Here is a 19,015-nt window from a genome sequence, read left to right as displayed (position 1 = left end):
TTTTTTAAAAGTATATTTTAGAAATTCTGTAGGTCTGTGAATTTTTAAAAAGAGCAATTATGAAATTGATTCATGTAATAAACTTTTTCTCTTTATTTTTCGATAGGTAATATACACTAACACTTAAAAATAGAACTAGCTTATAATAATAGTAATGATATAAAAAAGGAAGTGCTTCTATGAAAAGAAAAGTATACTTAAACCATGATGGTGGAGTAGACGATTTAGTCTCTCTATTCCTATTATTACAAATGGAAGATGTGGATTTAATTGGAGTTGGCGTAATTCCCGCTGATTGTTACCTAGAACCTGCTGTTTCAGCAAGTAGAAAGATAATAGACCGTTTCGGGAAAGGAAAACAAATTGAGGTAGCGGCCTCTAACTCACGTGGTAAGAATCCTTTTCCAAAGGAATGGCGCATGCATGCCTTTGTAGTAGATGCCTTACCAATTTTAAATGAGCATTTACCAGTGAAAACGAAAGAATCAAAGCTGCCGGCACATAAGCATTTAATTGAATCATTACGTAACAGCACAGAAAAAGTAACACTAGTATTTGTCGGACCATTAACTGACTTAGCTCGCGCGCTAGAAGAAGCACCTGATATTGAAGAAAAAATTGAAAGACTAGCCTGGATGGGTGGAACCTTCCTTGAAATGGGTAACGTCGAAGAGCCAGAACATGATGGGACAGCGGAATGGAATGCATTCTGGGACCCGGAGGCAGTGAAGGTAGTATGGGATTCTACTATCCATATTGATCTGGTTGCGTTAGAAAGTACCAATATGGTTCCTTTAACATTAGATGTCAGAAACCGTTGGGCAAGAGAGAGAAAACATCTAGGGGTAGATTTCCTTGGACAATGCTATGCAGCCGTACCACCGCTAGTTCATTTCCAGACGAATTCGACCTACTTCCTATGGGATGTATTAACAACCGCAACGATTGGTAAAGAAGAATTAGTGAAAAGAAAAGAAGTAAAAAGTATCGTACACGCAGATGGTCCAAGTCAAGGTAAAACAGAGCTATCAGAAAATGGACGAGCTGTTGAATTAGTGTATGAGGCAGATCGGGATGCATTTTTTGATTACATCACAGATTTAGCAAAACAGGCATAGGAGGGAGACAGATGAGGAAAGTTATTATTGATACCGATACAGCAGGTGACGATACGATTGCTATTTTAACAGCACTCCATCACTTTAAGGTGGAAGGGGTTACGATAACGGGAGGAAATGTGGATTTTGATCAAGAGGTAGAAAACGCATTGTACACGATCCAAGTTTTCCAGCCGGATTATCATGTTCCTGTTTTTAAAGGGTATGAAGGACCAATTTTAGGAAGTCAGGAAGGACATGTGACGGTGGAAGATGTACATGGTAGTGATGGGATGGGAGATTCATTTTTCCCTAAAGCGACCCAACGCCCAGAAGAAAAGCATGCCGTCGACTTTATCATTGAAACTGTCAAGGCAAATCCAGGGGAAATAGCCTTACTAGCCATTGCACCACTCACTAATATTGCGATGGCGATGAAAAAGGATCCAACTATAGTGAAGGATATTCCACATATCTATATCATGGGCGGAACAAATAATTCGCTTGGAAATATTACCGCGGCTGCGGAGTATAATTTTTATGTGGACCCAGAAGCGGCTAGGATTGTGCTTCATTCTGGTGTACCGATTACCATGGTAGGCTGGGATATGTGTACAAAGTATTCGGTTATGGGGGATGAGGACCATGCAGAAATTGCAACACTGAATACGGACCTTTCTAAGTTCTTTATCGATATTAATCGTGTTGTATTGAAGTTTAATCGAGAGGTACATAAAATCAACGGAACAACCCATCCAGATACCTTATTAGTGGCAATTGCTGCGCATGAAGAGCTGATGTCGAAGTATGGGGAATATTATGTGGACATAGAGACAGCTGGTAATATCACGAGGGGCTATAGTATGGTCGATATTAATAACCGAAGTGGTAAAAAGGCAAATGTTAGGGTTTGTGAAGTAGTAAATAGAGAAGGGTTTAAAGAAACGTTACTAAAGGTATTAGAAGGATAATTGAAGGAAATTTGGGCCAAGGATTACTTTTTTAGGAATTGTAATCTTTGGTTTTTTTATTATATCCATCTTTTAAACTGCATATTGATATAAAAAAATGGGTTCATTAGAAAAGAATTTATGGTATGGTATTAATATAGGAAATAAATGGTATCTCATAATCCGAGGTATCATTTATTTTGATGAGAAAAGTGTATAAATATCTGTTCAAATATGGATATAGATACTGTAAAATTTATGTTAAATCTAACTTTTTCAAAAAAACATACAAGTTTACTCTTGTATACTGAAATAAGTAAGAGTTATAGGGGAATAAGAGGAGATAACTATGAAAATATTAATTACAACCGAATGGTACGCACCTACCATTAATGGTGTAGTTACGTCAATAGTTAATTTAGAGAAAGAGTTAAATAGATTAGGTCATGAGGTAAGAATTCTTACGTTATCAGATCGAAACCGATCTTATAGAAGAGATAATGTTACATATATTCGTTCGATTAGTGCAGGAAAAATATATCCAGGTGTAAGGGTTACTTTTTCCAAGGTTAATCGATACATTGAAGAGTTGGAGGCATGGAAACCGGATGTTATCCATTCTCAATGTGAATTTAGTACGTTTCGTATCGCAAAACATATAGCGAAGAAATGTAGAATTCCGATTGTTCACACTTACCATACGGTCTATGAGGATTATACCCACTACTTTTCGCCTAATCAGAAGTGGGGGAAACGAATGGTGGCGTTATTCTCGAAAAGAGTCCTAAATCAAGCATCGTATGTTATCGCACCAACGAAAAAAGTGTATTCTATCCTCACTGGTTATGGTGTACATCAACCTATTGAAGTAGTGCCAACAGGAATTGATTTGAAAAGGTTCAATCTTCAACTGTCAGGTGATGAGAAGAAGCGATTACGTGAAAAACATAACATACCGATAGAGAATAAAGTGTTACTCTCCGTTGGTAGATTAGCAAAAGAGAAGAACTTAGAGGAAATCTTAACCTTTGTGTCAACTATGCAAAAGGATAATTTAACCCTATTGATTGTAGGGGACGGTCCATACCGAAGTGAACTAGAGAATATCGCATCTAAGCTTGGTATAACAGATAAGGTCATTTTTGTAGGAATGATTCCCCCAGAGAAAATTGCTAGCTATTACCAATTAGGGGATGTATTTGTCAGTGCGTCCAATTCGGAAACACAAGGATTGACCTATATTGAGGCATTAGCTAATGGACTTCCAGCATTATGTCGTAGAGATGCATGTTTAGAAGATGTGATTGAAGATGGCAAGAATGGATGGCAATATGATTCATTTGAACAATTTCAAGAGGTCTTGAATGCTATGTTAGGTGATCAAGACTTATACAGGAAATTAAGTTATCATGCTAAGGAAGGTGCGGTTCGAAAATATTCCTCGGTGAATTTTGCTGAGACATTAGAGAGACTATATGAACATACTATACAAAACTATTTACACGCTGAAGAAGTGTCGGTATCAATAAAGTAAAATAAGCTGAGGTACGAAAATGGAAAAACCAAGAATGCGGAAATTGATTAACATCCTTACAATTATCTTTACGATAGCAGCGATCGCTTTCTTAATCTATGGATTGAAGACAGATATTTTTTACTCGGAGCATGCTTTAGTGGACTTTGTGAGTCAATTTGGAATATGGGCTCCGTTAGTATTTATTATATTTCAGGCAATTCAAGTTATTATCCCAGTAATCCCAGGAGGATTAGGCTTACTTGCAGGAGTACTCCTCTTTGGGACGACAATGGGATTTGTTTATAACTATGTTAGTATCTGCTTAGGATCTATTATCGCTTTCTTAATAGCTAAGCAATATGGACAGAGCGTTATTAAAGTGTTGTTTAGTAAAAAAATGCAAGAAAAGTATTCGAATGTGACTGAACATAAAAACTTCACTAAGTACTTCGCCATTGCTATTTTTCTCCCGTTAGCTCCGGATGATTTCTTATGTTATTTGGCAGGGACAACTAAGATGAAGTTACGACATTTTACTATCATTATCTTATTAGGGAAGCCTTTTGCAATAGCGATGTATACGTTTGGATTAGATTTTATAATGCGAAAACTATCGATATTAATTTAACAGAATTGAAGGGAAACTTTTACACCATGCAAATGAAACAGAATAAGGTATTACTATATGCAGGGTCACTTAAGCTAGTAGAGAAAAGTGGCGTAGGACAAGCAGTTCGTCACCAGATGCAAGCATTGAAGCTAGCCGGTGTCCCATTCACGATGAATAGTAAGGAAGAGTATTCTATTATCCATCTGAACACTATATTTCCTGATTCCTTACTTAAAAGTAAACGGGCAAAACGAAAAGGGAAAAAAGTAATTTACTATGCGCACTCAACTATGGAGGACTTTCGTAATTCTTTTCGAGGATCTAATCTTATAGCTCCATTGTTTAAGAAGTGGATTACCTATTGTTATAACAGTGGAGATTTGATCATTACGCCAACAGAGTATTCAAAAGAGCTACTAGAGGGTTATGGACTTAAGCGCCCGATTGTTAGTCTGTCAAACGGAATTGACACTGATTTTTTCAAGAGAAATGAAGAAGCGCGTAGGAGATTCCGTGATAAATATCAAATACCAGATACGGATAAGGTCGTCATTTCTGTTGGCCATTATATTGAACGCAAAGGAATATTAGATTTTGTTAAGCTAGCAGAAAGAATGCCTAACTATCAGTTTTATTGGTTTGGTTATACGAATTTAAACCTGATTCCAAATATGATAAAAGAAGCGATAAAAAAGCAGCTACCAAACTTACATTTTCCTGGCTATGTGACCAGAGAAGAAGTACGGGACGCCTATTGTGGTAGTGATTTATTTCTGTTCCTTACCCATGAGGAGACAGAAGGCATCGTATTACTAGAAGCGTTGGCAGCGAAAATTCCAATCTTAGTTCGGGACATTCCGATATATAAAAATATGTTTAAGGACCGGGAAACGGTTTATAAGGGAAAAAGCATAGAGGAGTTTGAGGAATTAATAACTCAAATTCTGGAAGGGAAACTACCAGATTTAACCGAGAAGGGCTATAACATGGCTTTAGAGCGTGATATAAAAGTGGTTGCGCAAAAGCTTTTGAGTATTTATGAACAGGAATAAATTTGAAGAAAGCCCATTCCTTTTACTCTGGATTTACAGCTAAAAAGGACAGCCCACCCCTTAAGTAGAAAATAAAAAAGGTGGCAAGTCCTCCAAAATAGCAAAAGCTAAACTAAATGGTGACTGGATGGTTAGTCACCATTTTTTAGTGGCTTAGTAGTTTTATTCGTACTTTTCTTTATCGTTAACATGAAGATTGATCCGATTAATAGAATAACCCCAACAATCTTCCAAATCGTTATTTCAATCGGGAAGAATGGAAAAGAGATAATGGCAAGCAATACTGGACTGAATGCTCTCATTACGTTAGCAATTGCAAATCGTAAATACTTGAGTGCTTGATATAATAAAATAGTCCCCAGAAAACCGGTTAGGAAAGAGGATAATACAATAAAGCTAACCCCATTAACATTCCCCCAGTTCGTAGTAAGCTCTCCTGAAAAAATCACATAAATCATGACAAAGACCAATGTTATACCATTATTGGTGAACAGAATAGAATTGGAGCTCTTTTCCTTTGACATTGATTTCTTAATATAAATATTAGTTAACGCAAAGAAAAAAGTATAAAGAAGCGCAAAGATAACACCGGGTAGGTTAGTTGTGTTATCCCCTTTATCGACAAAAAGAAAGCCCCCGAGAATTGCTAGGGTCATGAAGATAGATTCTCGTAAGGAGATTTTTTCCTGTAATAAAAAAATAGATAGAAGAATAGCGAATACGGTATAAAACCTACCTAAAAAACCAACCTCCACTGGTGAAAGCAAATTCATGCTTAAAAAAAGAAAGATAACACCTAATGAATTGAATAATGCTAACAGGATAATTTCCTTTTCAAAATAAAACGTCACATGCTGTTTCGTAATAATACCAAATAATATACTTACCACAATAATGGTTACCACATTGATGAAAGACGCCTTTGCAGGACTCATATGTGCCAATCCAAATTTAGAAATTAATGGACCAATTGCCATCGTTAGAACGGATAGTAAATTAAATAGATGCCCTTTTTGGGTATTAGTCATACTCCTACTCCCCCTCATGTTTTATATACCTTTCATTGTAGTTGATTAAAGGGGAAGAAAAAGTGTAAGTTGTTAGTATATATTTCACCTTTTAGCGGAGGGTCTAATGCAATTACTTTATTATTACATCCATTTATTTGTTCAATGTTCGAACAACAATACAAATCAACCTATTAAGCTGACCAGAAATGACATAAGCAACATCCTCCAATGTACTGAGCGAAATGTTATTCATATTCTGAATCGTATGGAAGAGAAAGAATGGATTATTCGAGTGCGTGGGAAAGGAAGAGGAAATCCAACCGTTATTACCTTTACGAAATCTATTATAGATATGCTGACGTATATGGAAGCTACAGATTTTAATGGCTTAATCACATATTTAGAACGGCATGATATATTACGTAACCATCATCACGTGTTGGATACTATACTAAAGAAATTGTTTGGTGCGAGGAAAGATATTACGCAACTAGAGGATAAGGAGTATTTACATATTCCGTATTTTCGGCCATTTCATTCTTTAGATCCATCACAAGTAGAGCGGCAAACGGAAAGGCATTTGGTACAACAACTATTTGATACCTTAGTTACGTTTAATAAAGATATGGACAAAGTAGAACCGAGTATTGCCTATTATTGGGAAAGGGATGAGAGTGGAAAGGTATGGACATTTTACCTTAGAAAAGGAATTCCGTTTCATAATGGTAAGATGTTAGATGCTGAGGATGTAAAATTCACTTTCGAAAGACTTAAGGATACGCCAGCAAAATGGATTGTCGCATATTTAGAAAAGGTGAATAGTATTGGTTCACATGCCATACAATTTCACTTTACGATTCCGATTGTAAATTGGCCACTTATATTATGTTCACCTAAAGCGTCTATTGTTCCAAGGGGGTTTGCGGAACAAACGGTAGAAGCGTTCTCTCGAGAACCAATTGGAACAGGCCCGTACAAGGGAAGCTGCTGAAAAACTCAAGGATTTTAAGTGATAATAAAATAAAAAAACAAAAAAGGGATACTTTTTATGTGTTTTGCCATAAAAAGTATCCCTTTTTTGCTCATATTCCTCTTATTTTTGGTCTATGAGCTTCATGATTCGTTTTAGATTTGTTACAAATATCGTGGTGGCTCCTTGGATTTCCATACCAAAGAGACCTGAGTCGGTGGCTCTATCGTACCCATGTCGATTCTTTAATTCGCTATTTTTAGCCTCAATCATATAACGGTCTCGAGCTAATTCTTTAAACAATTCGGTCTCTTGAAATGCCTTCTGCTCTTGATGCTCCGTCGATTTTATGCTCACCGTAAGTGTTTTTGATTTGGCACCTTCTTTGTAACAACCCTCTCGCAATGGACAAACCTTACATTTTTCGATATCAAATTGATACTGATATTCAGCGTTCCTGTCTTTTCTGTTCTTAACATATTTTTTTGTCGCTAAATGCCCAGCAGGACAAACATACATATCCGCATCTTTATTGAACTCAAAACCCGTGTCTTTTCGTTCGTTTGTCAACATTGGGTTAAGTTTGGAAACCAGTTGAAAATCTTTTTCTTTAGCTAAGATTAAGTTATCTTTCCCTGAATAAGCTGTATCACCAATGACCGTCTCAACTGTCAGACCTGCTTTTTCACTTTTTTCTACCAGATTTCTTAAATACTTTCCATCACTTTTGTCGCCAGATGTGACCTCTGCCGCCACGATTAAACGTTCTTCTGATATAGCGAGGTGTGTTTTGTAACCAAAGAAACTCGTGTCTTCTGATTTATGACCAGTTCGCGCATCGCGATCGGCGGAGTATTCCGTTGTCTCTTGGCAATCTTCCACTAACTCTTTCAAGTAGTTCAATTTTTTTTGCACGTCTGGAATGTTACGGACATCTTCCTTCTCTACGACTTCAATCAACTTCTCGCAATAAGCCATAGACACTTTTACATCATGCTTATCAGTTGGCTTTTCTGGGTATTTTTCTTTGAGACTTTCATCGAATTCATAAGTTGCTTTCCTAACAGCCTTCGCATGTTCATTTAGATATTGCGCGGCTGACCTCGAACGATGACGAGAATGGGAGTGTGTAGAGTCCACGATTAACGTGGCTTTCACGTCAATCAAATCATGTTCGACAGCGAGTTCGATTGTTTTTTGAATCAGTAAATCTAATAGATTGATATTTTTTAAACGTAACTTACGAAATTGAGTTAAAGAACTAGGATCAATTACAGGATCCTCGGGTGCCATATCTAAAAAGTATTTGAAAGACATATCATATTTAGAGCGTTTCACAACATCTCGATCAGATAATTTATACATCCGTTTCAACAAAAGGTATTTAAACATTCGGACAGGGCAGATTGCATTCCTTCCATTCGTTAAACAATAGTTATCCTCTAATTCCTTGTAAATAAATGAAAAATCAATTAACTCATTGATTCGGCGTAACTCATTGTCTTTTTCTATAATCAAATCATAAAGATTAGAATACGGACTTAATGGAAGGCTTTCTTGTTTTTCTAACATACAATCACCCACTATTTTTATTATGACACTAATTATAAAGTAAAATCGCCAACAAAACATTTTTGTTGGCGATTTTCAGAGACTTTTTCAGCAGCCTCGTACAAGGTGAAGTCTCACAATACGAATCTTCTTTCGCTTTCGGTACATCAAACCTATTTTAAAGAGAGGGCTCATATTGATGAAATCTTCATTCATGTTATGCCATCAGTTGAAAGGTTCATGAATATAAAAGAGATTGAGGAAGAGCCACTTTTTTATATCCCATTTACTTGGAATACAAATACAGACAGGGGGTATAAGAATGTGGAAAAGGGACATTTATCCATCAAGTATCTCATGTGGAATATGCGGAAGGAGAAAATCAGGTCTAATCCTTCACTGAGAAAAAATTGGCGATGCTTTTACATAAACAGCGTATGATAGAGACGCTTGGCTATCCTAGGTATGAGCAGGCTGATGCCTTTTATCAGGAAAACACAGTAACTGCAGATAAAGTACTACCTCATGTGCCTAGTCAGGTGGACATTAATGAGCGGTTATTAATCCTATCCTATGAGCTTGCTCCACATGAAGCAGATATCAAGTGGATAGAAAGCGAATGTTCTAAATACGGGATTAAAATAGAATGGAAGGTCGTTGCCTATGCCAATTTCATGGAGGAGGCAATGGAAGCAGACTTGGTATTATCCGAATATGTCACGGAAGATGTAGAAGAAGTAGCGTTATTAAACTTATTCCGATCTGAGACTAGTATTCTACATAATGTACTAGATCAAGAGTATGGTAGTATACTTCAGGATTTATATGAACAATGCCTTCAGCAAGAGTCTAAGGAGCATAGAATGGAATTAATTAAGCGAATGGAAAGTATTCTACTAAATCACCATATCGTCATGCCATTATATTCAACGTATCAGAAGGCGTTATACCATGAACGGTTAATGGGGGTATCGTTAAGCACGATTGGTTTGATGCCGTTTAAAGATTTATTTTATAGAATTCCTAATTAGAGTCAGTGAGCATAAAGCAAACTGGCTCTAATTAAGAACGATAGATTTTCTACGGTTTAGACTTACTATCTAATGTTATGAGTTCTCAAATGTCTGTCCGATTTCCTTCTCAGCCAAAATCTCATTCGCAGCCTCTAACTCTTTATGCTCCTTAACCGAATCACCAACCATTTTATTTAAAGAACCAAATGGATAATTCTGTTTCAGTCCATTTTGCGCACTTATTTTCCCATCTACGTTTGCCTCGGTTGGCAGATTGAATTTACGTTTTTCAGTTTCGTTTGCCATGACCATCACCTCTTAGTAATATCCTCTCTTATAGGATAAGTTTTATTCCAGGAGCATATTTTTTTCGTTCAACTTGAAAATAATTTAGACTGGGAATACGACTGAAAATGAGGGGATCTTATGTTACCTGTATATAGCGATGTTATTCAGTTTCGAGGAAGCCATTATGATTTTGGTTATTATCAAGGAGAATTACTAAAGGATTCTCCTATACTTAAGAATAGAGAAAAACAGTGGAGTTCAAAAAGGAAATATCACTTTTCGATAGATGAACAAGAGGTACAAGCTGCGATAAAGCGTTTAGTTCCAGGAGTATGGGATGAAATAGAAGGATTAGCAGATGCGTTGAAATGGAATAGGCATGATGCAATTCGTGAGTTTGGTGGGTATTATTTAGAATATGGGAGAATTGGATGCTCTATTTTCACTGGGAAGGACTATTTGATAAGGAATTATGATAATCATCCTGCTTCCTATGAAGGACGGTATGTGTTTTACCAACCTACAGATCAAGGGTATTCCATGGTAGGGCCATCCATGCAAATAACTGGTCGGATTGATGGAATAAACGAAAAAGGGCTTGCTATGGGATATAATTTTGTTAACCGTAAGAAATCTGGTAGTGGTTTTATTTGTAATATGGTTGGTAGGATCATTTTAGAGACATGCGCAACAGTGGAAGAAGCAGTAGAAGTACTAAAAGAAATTCCCCATCGGCATTCATTCAGTTATGTCCTATTAGATCAAAAGGGTAAAACCTATGTAATCGAGGCATCCCCGAGAAGAGTTGATGTCCACCATGGGAATGCTTGTACGAATCATTTTGAATTGCTTTCAGAGGAGAACCGATACCGAATGGATGAATCGGTAGCAAGGCAACGTGCCATAATGAATCAAGGGGAGAATCTGCTCAACCCATATCAAGCTTTTCAAATGATGAATGATACAGATAAGGGAGTTTTTTCTTCTAAATATGGTGCATGGGCCGGTACGTTACATACGGCAGCGTACTTTCCTCATGAGCTAAAAGCATGGTTCTCATTAGGTGGAGACCAGCATCCGATTTTATTTGATTTTAAAAAGTGGTTAGCTGGCGATAAAATGATGGTAAGAAAAGTAAAAGGAAAACTTGATGTAAAAACACCTTTTGTTAATATGGTACACTTTACTGAGCCAGAGTTTTTGATATAAGACAACAACCAACCAATCGTCTAGTTTGATTGGTTGGTTGTTTATTAAGATATTGATTTACCACGGCTAGCGATAGCACTGGCGAACTGATTAGCTATTTTTTCGCCAATATCTTCCCACTTCGTTTTGTTACGTATTTGCCCATCCTTATCAAGAGGCTCCTGGAATTGATTAATGCCAGTAGCCGCAAGTAATGAATTCTCGTTCCTGTCTAGCCCAATATGTACAATATGTTTAATAACGAAAGGTTTGCCGAATTCAATAAAGGCTCCATCCCGATCCAATTCTCCTTCTAAAACATGAAATGGCATTCTTAAATAGATGGTCTCTCCTCCATCGCGGTGAAGTGTTGCATCAAGAAACGCCCCATCATATTCCCAACTACCACACAGGCTTAGCCCGAACTGCTTTGCTATGATACGTGCTTGTCCGAAATAGGCAGTTTTCCCTTCTATTTCTGATTGAAGTTCAATCATCTAATCACTCCTTCGTCTATCTTTGCTTATAGTATTTACAAAAAATGGTATACAATACCTTCTTACTGTTGATTCCTTGTTTTTTACGGTAAAATGTTGATAATACTAATGGACAAGCGGTGAACAGAATGTTGAAGGATACAGGAGAACGAGTTATCCCGGATAAAATGAAAGTATTAAATGGTTTATTGATTGAACATATTGCAAGATATCACTTTGCTACAGAATATGTATATGGTCGAGTATTAGACTTCGCAAGTGGTTCTGGATATGGAAGTCATATTATGGCCAAGATGTGTAAGAATAAGGTGCAGGAAGTAATCGGAGTCGATATTGATCAAGAAACAGTGAAGTATGCAAGGGGTACATATTATCATCCACTGACGAAGTTTAAAATAGGGAATGTAGTGGATCCTGGATTACCAGATGAGTTAGGACAATTTGATTGCATCGTAAGTTTTGAGACCATAGAACATATTCGCGAAGAAGAGCAGTTTATGACTAATATCTATACGATGTTAAAGCCTGGTGGCACGTTGATGTTGTCCACCCCATTTGGGGAAGGTAGAGGGATACCGAGTGGACAGGAGTATCATGTCCATCAGTTAACAGTAGACGAGTTTAAGGGGTTATTTAAGGAATACCAATCTACAGAGTTTTATTATCAAAAGGGAGCATTGATTCAGCCTGCATTTGCAGCGGAGGAGAGGGAATTTCCTCTTGGAATAGCGATTTGTAAGAAATAGTCAACTGGAATTGCCGCGCTAATTAGCGCGGTTTTTTTGTGGGAATTTATTACCTAGTGGGGGTATGTTTAGAGGGAAGGGTACTTGTTTAAGAAAGGGAAGTAACGAGTATAAGAAACCCTTTGGGGGTATCCTTATAATGAATGCAAGGAAAAAGTAAAGTTGTTGACAATTATACTGTAGGGGGGTATAGTATGATTGAAGCAAAGGAAAGTAGGTGTTCGAATGGATCAATTTTTACATGATCACCCAATTACCCCTAGAACAGATGCAGAGAAGCAAGGGGTAGTTAATCGTTTAAAGCGAATTGAAGGACAGGTTCGGGGTATTCAGAAAATGGTTGAAGAAGACCGTTACTGTGTCGATATTTTAGTACAAATCAGTGCAATAAATGCAGCTTTGAAAAAGGTTGGATTCCAAGTTGCCGAGCGACATGTGAAGCATTGTGTAAGCCATGCCGTGAAGTCTGGTGAAGGAGAAGCGTCAATTGATGAATTAATGGAAGTGTTAAAACGACTTTCTAAATGAGGGGGTATCCGAGATGAGTGAGTCCAGACAAATTACGGTTGGTGTCACTGGGATGACCTGCGCAGCGTGTTCTAATCGAATTGAAAAGGTTTTGAATAAAATGGACGGCGTGGAAGCCCAAGTTAATTTAACAACAGAAAAGGCCAGTGTCCATTTCAATCCGGATGCAGTCACCGTAGAGGATATTACAACCAAGATTGAAAAGCTTGGTTACGGTGTTCAGCTTGAAAGGTTAGAGCTTGATGTCTTCGGGATGACCTGTGCGGCTTGTTCAACTAGGATTGAAAAGGTGCTAAATAAAGAAGAGGGTGTTAAACAGGCTACCGTAAACCTTGCAACCGAAAGTGCCTCCATTGAATTTAATCCTGCACTTGTTAAAGAATTAGATTTGATTGGAAGAATTGAAAAGCTAGGGTACGATGCGAAGGTGAAGGCAGATAAAGAAGAAAAACAAACTGAGAAAGAAAAGCAGCTGCAAAAAATGAAAACGAAATTAATCATCTCTGCGATTCTTTCTGCACCATTATTATTAACCATGCTCGTTCATTTAGCTGGTGTATCCATTCCAGATATCTTTATGAATCCGTGGTTCCAGTTTGCACTTGCGACACCTGTACAGTTTATTATCGGCTGGCAGTTCTATGTTGGAGCATATAAGAATCTGCGTAATGGTGGGGCCAATATGGACGTGCTTGTCGCACTTGGTACTAGTGCAGCATATTTTTATAGTCTTTATGAGGCATTTATTACGCTTCGTCATCCAGGGCATCTGCCACATTTATATTTTGAGACAAGTGCCATTTTAATTACTTTAATTTTATTTGGAAAATATTTAGAAACAAGCGCAAAAAGTCGGACTACTGTTGCCATTTCTAAGCTACTAAACTTACAAGCAAAACAAGCAAGAGTAGTGCGTAATGGCGCGGAAATGATGATTCCAATGGAGGATGTTGTGGTTGGCGATCGTCTCATAGTAAAACCCGGTGAGAAAATACCCGTGGATGGTATTGTTGTGAAAGGGAGAACATCGGTTGATGAATCCATGATTACCGGAGAGTCTATACCGATTGAGAAAGATATCAATGCAAGTGTCATTGGTTCGACTATTAATAAAAATGGAACGATTGAAATGGAAGCGAAGAAAGTTGGGAAGGATACCGCTCTTGCATCCATCATTAAAGTGGTGGAGGATGCCCAAGGCTCAAAAGCGCCTATCCAACGATTAGCAGATGTCATTTCGGGTTACTTTGTACCGATAGTAGTGGGAATTGCGCTCGTAACCTTTGGTGTTTGGATTTTGTTTATTACTCCAGGTGAATTAGAGACAGCTTTGGTAACGGCAATTGCAGTATTAGTTATTGCCTGTCCATGTGCATTAGGTCTCGCAACGCCAACCTCGATTATGGTTGGTTCTGGTAGAGCTGCTGAAAGTGGAATCCTTTTTAAAGGTGGGGAGCATCTAGAGCGTACCCATCAACTTAATGCGATTGTACTGGATAAAACCGGTACAATTACGAAGGGTAAGCCTGAGGTTACCTATTTTACAGCTGATGAGGAAACGTTATCGCTTGTAGCTAGTGCTGAAAAAGGGTCTGAGCATCCTTTGGCAGAAGCAATTGTAGCCTATGCTACTGAAAGAAACGTACCTTTTGTTGAGCCGGCGTTTTTTATCGCAATACCTGGACATGGTATAGAAGCTAGAATTCATGACAAGACCGTGTTAGTAGGCACTAGAAAATTAATGAATGACCACCATATTACCGTTACTAGTGCGGTAGAAGCTGAGCTAGTGGATTATGAAATGAAGGGCAATACAGCGATGTTAATTGCAGTAAATGGTGAGTTAAAAGGAATCGTAGCGGTAGCCGATACGGTGAAGGACACTGCTAAAGATGCTATAAAAGAGCTAAAAGAGCAGGGACTCGAAGTGATTATGCTTACCGGTGATAATGAACGCACCGCCAAAGCTATTGCTGAACAAGTAGGAATCGACCATGTCATTGCCCAAGTATTACCAGAGGAAAAGGCTAACCGAGTAAAAGAGATTCAATTACAAGGGAAAAAGGTTGCGATGGTTGGGGATGGCGTAAATGATGCTCCAGCCCTTGCGGTAGCTGATATTGGTATTGCAATCGGTACCGGTACAGAAGTTGCTATTGAAGCTGCTGATGTAACTATCCTAGGCGGAGAATTACTATTAATACCAAAAGCCATTAAAATTAGTAAAGCAACGATAAAAAATATCCGTCAAAACTTATTCTGGGCATTTGCTTATAATAGTGCGGGTATTCCAATTGCTGCCCTTGGGTTGCTTGCTCCGTGGATAGCAGGAGCTGCCATGGCATTTAGCTCGGTAAGTGTGGTAACCAATTCACTTCGCCTAAAACGAGTAAAAATATAAATTATCTTTGGGGACGGTAGATAGTCCTGTCCCCAATACTTACTTTTCATATCTGAAAGGAGATATATAGGATGCAATCTTTAACACTAGATGTAAGAGGCATGACTTGTGGGCATTGCAAAATGTCAGTAGAAGGTGCACTGAACGAATTAGAAGGTGTATCTAATGTAGAGGTGGATTTAGCTACTGGCAAAGTTACCGTGACTTACGATGAGTCGAAAGTAACGTTAGAAGCAATGCAAGAGGCAGTAGAAGAACAAGGCTATGATGTAGCTTAACAAGAAAAAGCAGGCACTTCAAACATGTGTCTGCTTTTTCTTATGTGTTAGAATGGTCTATCCAGCAGGGGGTGTGGCTTGAACACTAGATATATGAGAGGTGGAGATTTGTTAAATCCTGAAGCTAATAGCTGAAATCCTGAAACACCTCCTTCAAATCCTGAAGACAGGCGCCCAAATCCTGAAGTCCCCCTCCCAAATCCTGCAAAGCCTGAAGAATATGTCAACTAAGCTTATAAGGCATCTTTTGAACCTTGCAGCACTAGTCAAACTTGCGTAAGATTACCATATAAACCAACAAGGAGAATGATAATGAAAGAATACTACTATGATAAGCTCCTTAACATACATACAACTGGCAAACGTGTAGCTAGTAATCATATCAATCACTACTATCCGTATGAACCTACCCCATATCAAGCATTAGAGGTGCTGTTTGGCCAATATGAGGTGAAGAGTGCCGATCAATTTGTAGACTTTGGATGTGGGTTAGGGCGGATGAATTTCTTTATCCATCACCATTATCATGCTAAGGCTACAGGAATCGAAATGAATGAGGCTTTCTATCATAGAGCAATCGAAAATCTAGAAAGCTATAGAAAAAAGGCGAGGAAATCTACAGATAATATATCGTTTAAACATTGCCTGGCCGAAGACTATGAAATTAGCGAAGCAGATAATCGATTCTACTTCTTTAATCCATTTTCTATTCACATTTTCCAGCGTGTCATTAACCGGATTCTTCTATCCGTAGAGGCATTCCCAAGGCAAGTGGATATTATCTTGTACTATCCTTCAAAGGAATATATCTTCTATTTGGAGAATCAGACCGTGTTTCAATTGGAGCAAGAAATAGGACTACCTTATGAAAATAATCCGAATGAGCGATTTTTAGTATACCGATGGAATAATGAAGAATAAGGAAGGGTTTTGCGTGTTACTGTCGAATATGGTAAGAAGGAGTGTGAGAAGATGAAGAGCCCAATTCAAAACAAAGTCAACACCATCTTTATACATGTGCGTGATTTGAAGCGTTCTGTAAAGTGGTACAGTGAACTAATTGGCCAACCGTACGACTTATCTACCGTAGCAAGACCAGTTTACAATCTACCGGTAAATCAAGAAGTAGGTATTACATTAGATGCTGGCCCTGAAAATATGAAAAAGGGTGCCGGAGGATTAGGATATCCTCTATTTAACTTCCATACAGAGGATATAGACCAAGCATATGAATTTGTGACACAACTAAATTATGATATAGCATCCGAAATTATAAGATTTGATGATTTGTCCTTTTTTACAGTTCGTGACCCAGATGAGAACATCATCATGATATGCTCGGGCTAGACAGGTGGGGGATTATGTGAAGATAACATTTGATAATATTGACATCGTAGGTCATGTTATAGCAGAGAACGAGCTTTATAAGCATTATCATTATTCAGAAATACTGATTCGATATGATAGTAATTTTATCGGATTTAAACGAATGCCTACGATAGATGAGTTTAAAGAGGCAGAAGCTTATCTACGAGAATTTCATCAGAAAAAGGCTCAAGACCATGTGAAATTTGAATTTCCTCCAGATCAGAAGCTGACGGATGAACTTTATCAATACGTACAAGAACAGAACTATACAATCGGGACTAATGAGTTGTACAGCATAAAGCCTCAAGATTTTCCTGAGGTGTCTATTAATCCAGATATTCAGGTGGAAGAGGTTAATTCTAGTACTTATAAGGACTATTTAACATTACAGTATGAGCAGGATGTACAGTTTGGTGAAAGCTATGCTGAAGCAAAGAAGATACTTCATCATGCTAATTTTCAAAGTGATAGAGTAGTTCAAATTATTGCGTACGATAAGGATATCCCTGTTGGTGCGGTGGACGTTATTCTTCAGGATCTTACGGCAGAAATGGACAATCTATTTGTGCAAGATTCGTATCAGCGGAAAGGAATTGGTAGTAGTATTCAACGATTTGTTATGGATCTGTTCCGCGATAGAATCGTTATTTTAATTGCAGATGGGGAGGATACCCCAAGAGAGATGTACCGGAAACAAAATTATCACTATGAGGGATTTCAGATAGAGGCGTTGAAGGTATATAAGTGAATGTAGATACTTTCCGAATAGGAAGAGGCTAGGACACCCAGCGCTACCTGGGATGTCCCTAATTTTCCTAGTAGTCATTTTCTCGCGAAGACGTTGCCCTGATTGTGCTAAGTTACAAACTCTACTATCTTAAATAACGCATCAAGTACTCAGCATCATAGCCTACCCCTTGAAGTAACGCAGATCCCCTCCTTGACTGCCATGGCAACCCTAAGAAAAATAAACCTTCACTACTAGTAATTCCCCTATTATGGATAGGCGCCCCATTTTGATTTAGAACACCAGGTATACCTTGGATAATCCGATAATCCGATTTAAAACCAGTAGCCCAAATCACATTATGAAATTCAAGTTGACCTTGCTCTGAGAAGGAAATCGAGTTTTTATTCGCATTTATAGCCCGATTTACTAGAGTGATTCTATCATCTTGAATAGCTTTTCTTAATTCATAGCCAAAAATAGGATCTCCCTTTGATCGAATTCGTCTCCCTAGAAACGAGTTGACGCTAGCGTTTAGAATACCCAATCTACTAAACCACCAAAAGATACTTTTATTCCCAAGAGAAAGAGGCATATAGTTAAGCTTTTGACTAGTTGATAGAAATGTTTTTCTTGTTTGTGAAACTTCTACAGCAATTTGGGCACCGCTATTCCCTGCCCCAACTACAAGGACACTTCCTTCCAGTAATTGATTGGGGTTTTTATAGTCTGTTGAATGTAATTGTAGAACATCTGGTGACAAATTAGCTGCAAAGGCAGGAATAGCTGGGCTATGGAATGGACCGGTTGCTATCACAACATTCTTGGCAATGTAGTTTTGCTCTTTTGTATAGACGGAATATGCATTACCTAGTCGTACTACTTGAGTTACCTCCGTATTGAATTTAATCGGTAATGAAAAATTACGTGCATAATCCTGCAAATAATCCGCAACCTCGTCTTTAGTTGGTAGAGAATTAGGATCTCCTTCAATAGGTAGTCCAGGTAAGGAGCTAAACTGCTTAGACGTAAATAGTATTAGCGAATCATAGCGTGCCTTCCACACATGTCCCATCTGATTCCCCTTTTCTAGTATCAGGAAATTATCTGTTTGTTTGGCAAGGTAATACCCAATAGCTAATCCTGCTTGTCCGGCCCCAATGACAATCGTATGGTACATACAAACCCCTCCCGAAATTCTTTATTCAAATATTCGTTTGATTGT

General features: G+C 38.0%; 20 protein-coding genes. 15 read left to right on the top strand and 5 right to left on the bottom strand.

All coding sequences use genetic code 11. The annotated features are described in order from the left end of the window. The first annotated feature begins 179 nt into the window (after nucleotides 1-179). The 5 genes from MKY78_RS08530 to MKY78_RS08510 all read left to right on the top strand — a co-directional run bounded on the left by MKY78_RS08530 (nucleotide 180) and on the right by MKY78_RS08510 (nucleotide 5,225). Nucleotides 180-1,118, top strand: coding sequence for a nucleoside hydrolase (locus tag MKY78_RS08530; RefSeq protein ID WP_339217392.1), 939 nt, complete (start codon nucleotides 180-182; stop codon nucleotides 1,116-1,118). Between the two features lie 11 nt (nucleotides 1,119-1,129). Next, complete coding sequence (locus MKY78_RS08525; protein WP_339217390.1) at nucleotides 1,130-2,068, top strand: nucleoside hydrolase; 939 nt, start codon at nucleotides 1,130-1,132, stop codon at nucleotides 2,066-2,068. 328 nt (nucleotides 2,069-2,396) lie between these two features. Next, a complete protein-coding gene (locus MKY78_RS08520) occupies nucleotides 2,397-3,581 on the top strand; it encodes a glycosyltransferase family 4 protein (RefSeq protein WP_339217389.1) in 1,185 nt (394 codons plus the stop codon). A gap of 19 nt (nucleotides 3,582-3,600) precedes the next feature. Beyond that, nucleotides 3,601-4,191 (top strand): VTT domain-containing protein, encoded by a 591-nt coding sequence (locus MKY78_RS08515; RefSeq protein WP_211742266.1) that lies wholly within the window; start codon nucleotides 3,601-3,603, stop codon nucleotides 4,189-4,191. A gap of 32 nt (nucleotides 4,192-4,223) precedes the next feature. After that, nucleotides 4,224-5,225 carry a glycosyltransferase gene (locus MKY78_RS08510; protein WP_339217388.1) on the top strand — a complete coding sequence of 334 codons (1,002 nt, stop codon included), beginning with the start codon at nucleotides 4,224-4,226 and terminating at the stop codon, nucleotides 5,223-5,225. Nucleotides 5,226-5,356: 131 nt separating this feature from the next. On the opposite strand, the gene MKY78_RS08505 is transcribed toward MKY78_RS08510, so the two are convergent. Continuing rightward, nucleotides 5,357-6,253 (bottom strand): DMT family transporter, encoded by an 897-nt coding sequence (locus tag MKY78_RS08505; protein ID WP_339217387.1) that lies wholly within the window; start codon nucleotides 6,251-6,253, stop codon nucleotides 5,357-5,359. Between the two features lie 106 nt (nucleotides 6,254-6,359). Between MKY78_RS08505 and MKY78_RS08500 the strand changes: the two genes are divergently transcribed. Further along, nucleotides 6,360-7,226, top strand: a complete 867-nt coding sequence (locus MKY78_RS08500) for an ABC transporter substrate-binding protein (RefSeq protein ID WP_339217386.1) — start codon at nucleotides 6,360-6,362, stop codon at nucleotides 7,224-7,226. 102 nt (nucleotides 7,227-7,328) lie between these two features. Here the strand turns inward: MKY78_RS08500 and MKY78_RS08495 are convergent, their stop codons facing one another. Continuing rightward, on the bottom strand, nucleotides 7,329-8,777 hold the full coding sequence (locus MKY78_RS08495; RefSeq protein ID WP_339212374.1) for an IS1182 family transposase: 1,449 nt from the start codon (nucleotides 8,775-8,777) through the stop codon (nucleotides 7,329-7,331). Between the two features lie 416 nt (nucleotides 8,778-9,193). Here MKY78_RS08495 and MKY78_RS08490 point away from each other — a divergent pair, with 416 nt between their 5' ends. Beyond that, on the top strand, nucleotides 9,194-9,787 hold the full coding sequence (locus tag MKY78_RS08490) for a hypothetical protein (protein ID WP_339217385.1): 594 nt from the start codon (nucleotides 9,194-9,196) through the stop codon (nucleotides 9,785-9,787). Between the two features lie 75 nt (nucleotides 9,788-9,862). On the opposite strand, the gene MKY78_RS08485 is transcribed toward MKY78_RS08490, so the two are convergent. Next, on the bottom strand, nucleotides 9,863-10,075 hold the full coding sequence (locus MKY78_RS08485) for a hypothetical protein (RefSeq protein WP_339217383.1): 213 nt from the start codon (nucleotides 10,073-10,075) through the stop codon (nucleotides 9,863-9,865). A gap of 120 nt (nucleotides 10,076-10,195) precedes the next feature. On the opposite strand from MKY78_RS08485, the gene MKY78_RS08480 reads away from it, so the two are divergent. Next, a complete protein-coding gene (locus MKY78_RS08480; protein ID WP_339217381.1) occupies nucleotides 10,196-11,266 on the top strand; it encodes a C45 family peptidase in 1,071 nt (356 codons plus the stop codon). Between the two features lie 44 nt (nucleotides 11,267-11,310). Here MKY78_RS08480 and MKY78_RS08475 read toward each other — a convergent pair whose 3' ends face one another. Beyond that, nucleotides 11,311-11,742 carry a YugN family protein gene (locus MKY78_RS08475; protein WP_339217379.1) on the bottom strand — a complete coding sequence of 144 codons (432 nt, stop codon included), beginning with the start codon at nucleotides 11,740-11,742 and terminating at the stop codon, nucleotides 11,311-11,313. Nucleotides 11,743-11,870: 128 nt separating this feature from the next. On the opposite strand from MKY78_RS08475, the gene MKY78_RS08470 reads away from it, so the two are divergent. The 7 genes from MKY78_RS08470 (at nucleotide 11,871) to MKY78_RS08440 (ending at nucleotide 17,811) form a co-directional block, all read left to right on the top strand. Beyond that, nucleotides 11,871-12,488, top strand: coding sequence for a class I SAM-dependent methyltransferase (locus tag MKY78_RS08470; protein ID WP_339217378.1), 618 nt, complete (start codon nucleotides 11,871-11,873; stop codon nucleotides 12,486-12,488). Between the two features lie 225 nt (nucleotides 12,489-12,713). Continuing rightward, nucleotides 12,714-13,016, top strand: a complete 303-nt coding sequence (locus MKY78_RS08465; RefSeq protein ID WP_186869481.1) for a metal-sensing transcriptional repressor — start codon at nucleotides 12,714-12,716, stop codon at nucleotides 13,014-13,016. A gap of 13 nt (nucleotides 13,017-13,029) precedes the next feature. Then, the gene (locus MKY78_RS08460; protein ID WP_339217377.1) at nucleotides 13,030-15,417 is read left to right on the top strand and encodes a heavy metal translocating P-type ATPase; all 2,388 of its coding nucleotides are present in this window, start codon (nucleotides 13,030-13,032) and stop codon (nucleotides 15,415-15,417) included. A 71-nt stretch (nucleotides 15,418-15,488) separates the two neighbouring features. Continuing rightward, nucleotides 15,489-15,695 (top strand): copper chaperone CopZ, encoded by a 207-nt coding sequence (gene copZ / locus MKY78_RS08455; protein ID WP_339217375.1) that lies wholly within the window; start codon nucleotides 15,489-15,491, stop codon nucleotides 15,693-15,695. Between the two features lie 312 nt (nucleotides 15,696-16,007). Then, a complete protein-coding gene (locus MKY78_RS08450; RefSeq protein ID WP_339217373.1) occupies nucleotides 16,008-16,616 on the top strand; it encodes a class I SAM-dependent methyltransferase in 609 nt (202 codons plus the stop codon). A gap of 51 nt (nucleotides 16,617-16,667) precedes the next feature. Further along, entirely contained in the window at nucleotides 16,668-17,042 is a 375-nt protein-coding gene (locus MKY78_RS08445) for a VOC family protein (RefSeq protein WP_339217371.1), read from the top strand. Nucleotides 17,043-17,058: 16 nt separating this feature from the next. Beyond that, on the top strand, nucleotides 17,059-17,811 hold the full coding sequence (locus MKY78_RS08440; protein ID WP_339217369.1) for a GNAT family N-acetyltransferase: 753 nt from the start codon (nucleotides 17,059-17,061) through the stop codon (nucleotides 17,809-17,811). Between the two features lie 124 nt (nucleotides 17,812-17,935). Here MKY78_RS08440 and MKY78_RS08435 read toward each other — a convergent pair whose 3' ends face one another. Next, nucleotides 17,936-18,970, bottom strand: coding sequence for an NAD(P)/FAD-dependent oxidoreductase (locus MKY78_RS08435; RefSeq protein ID WP_339217367.1), 1,035 nt, complete (start codon nucleotides 18,968-18,970; stop codon nucleotides 17,936-17,938). Nucleotides 18,971-19,015 lie beyond the last annotated feature (45 nt).

This window comes from Ornithinibacillus sp. FSL M8-0202 (assembly GCF_037975285.1).
Classification (GTDB): domain Bacteria; phylum Bacillota; class Bacilli; order Bacillales; family Amphibacillaceae; genus Ornithinibacillus; species Ornithinibacillus massiliensis.
Note: the sequence above shows the minus strand (reverse complement) of the source record. Positions and strands in the feature narration are given on the sequence as shown.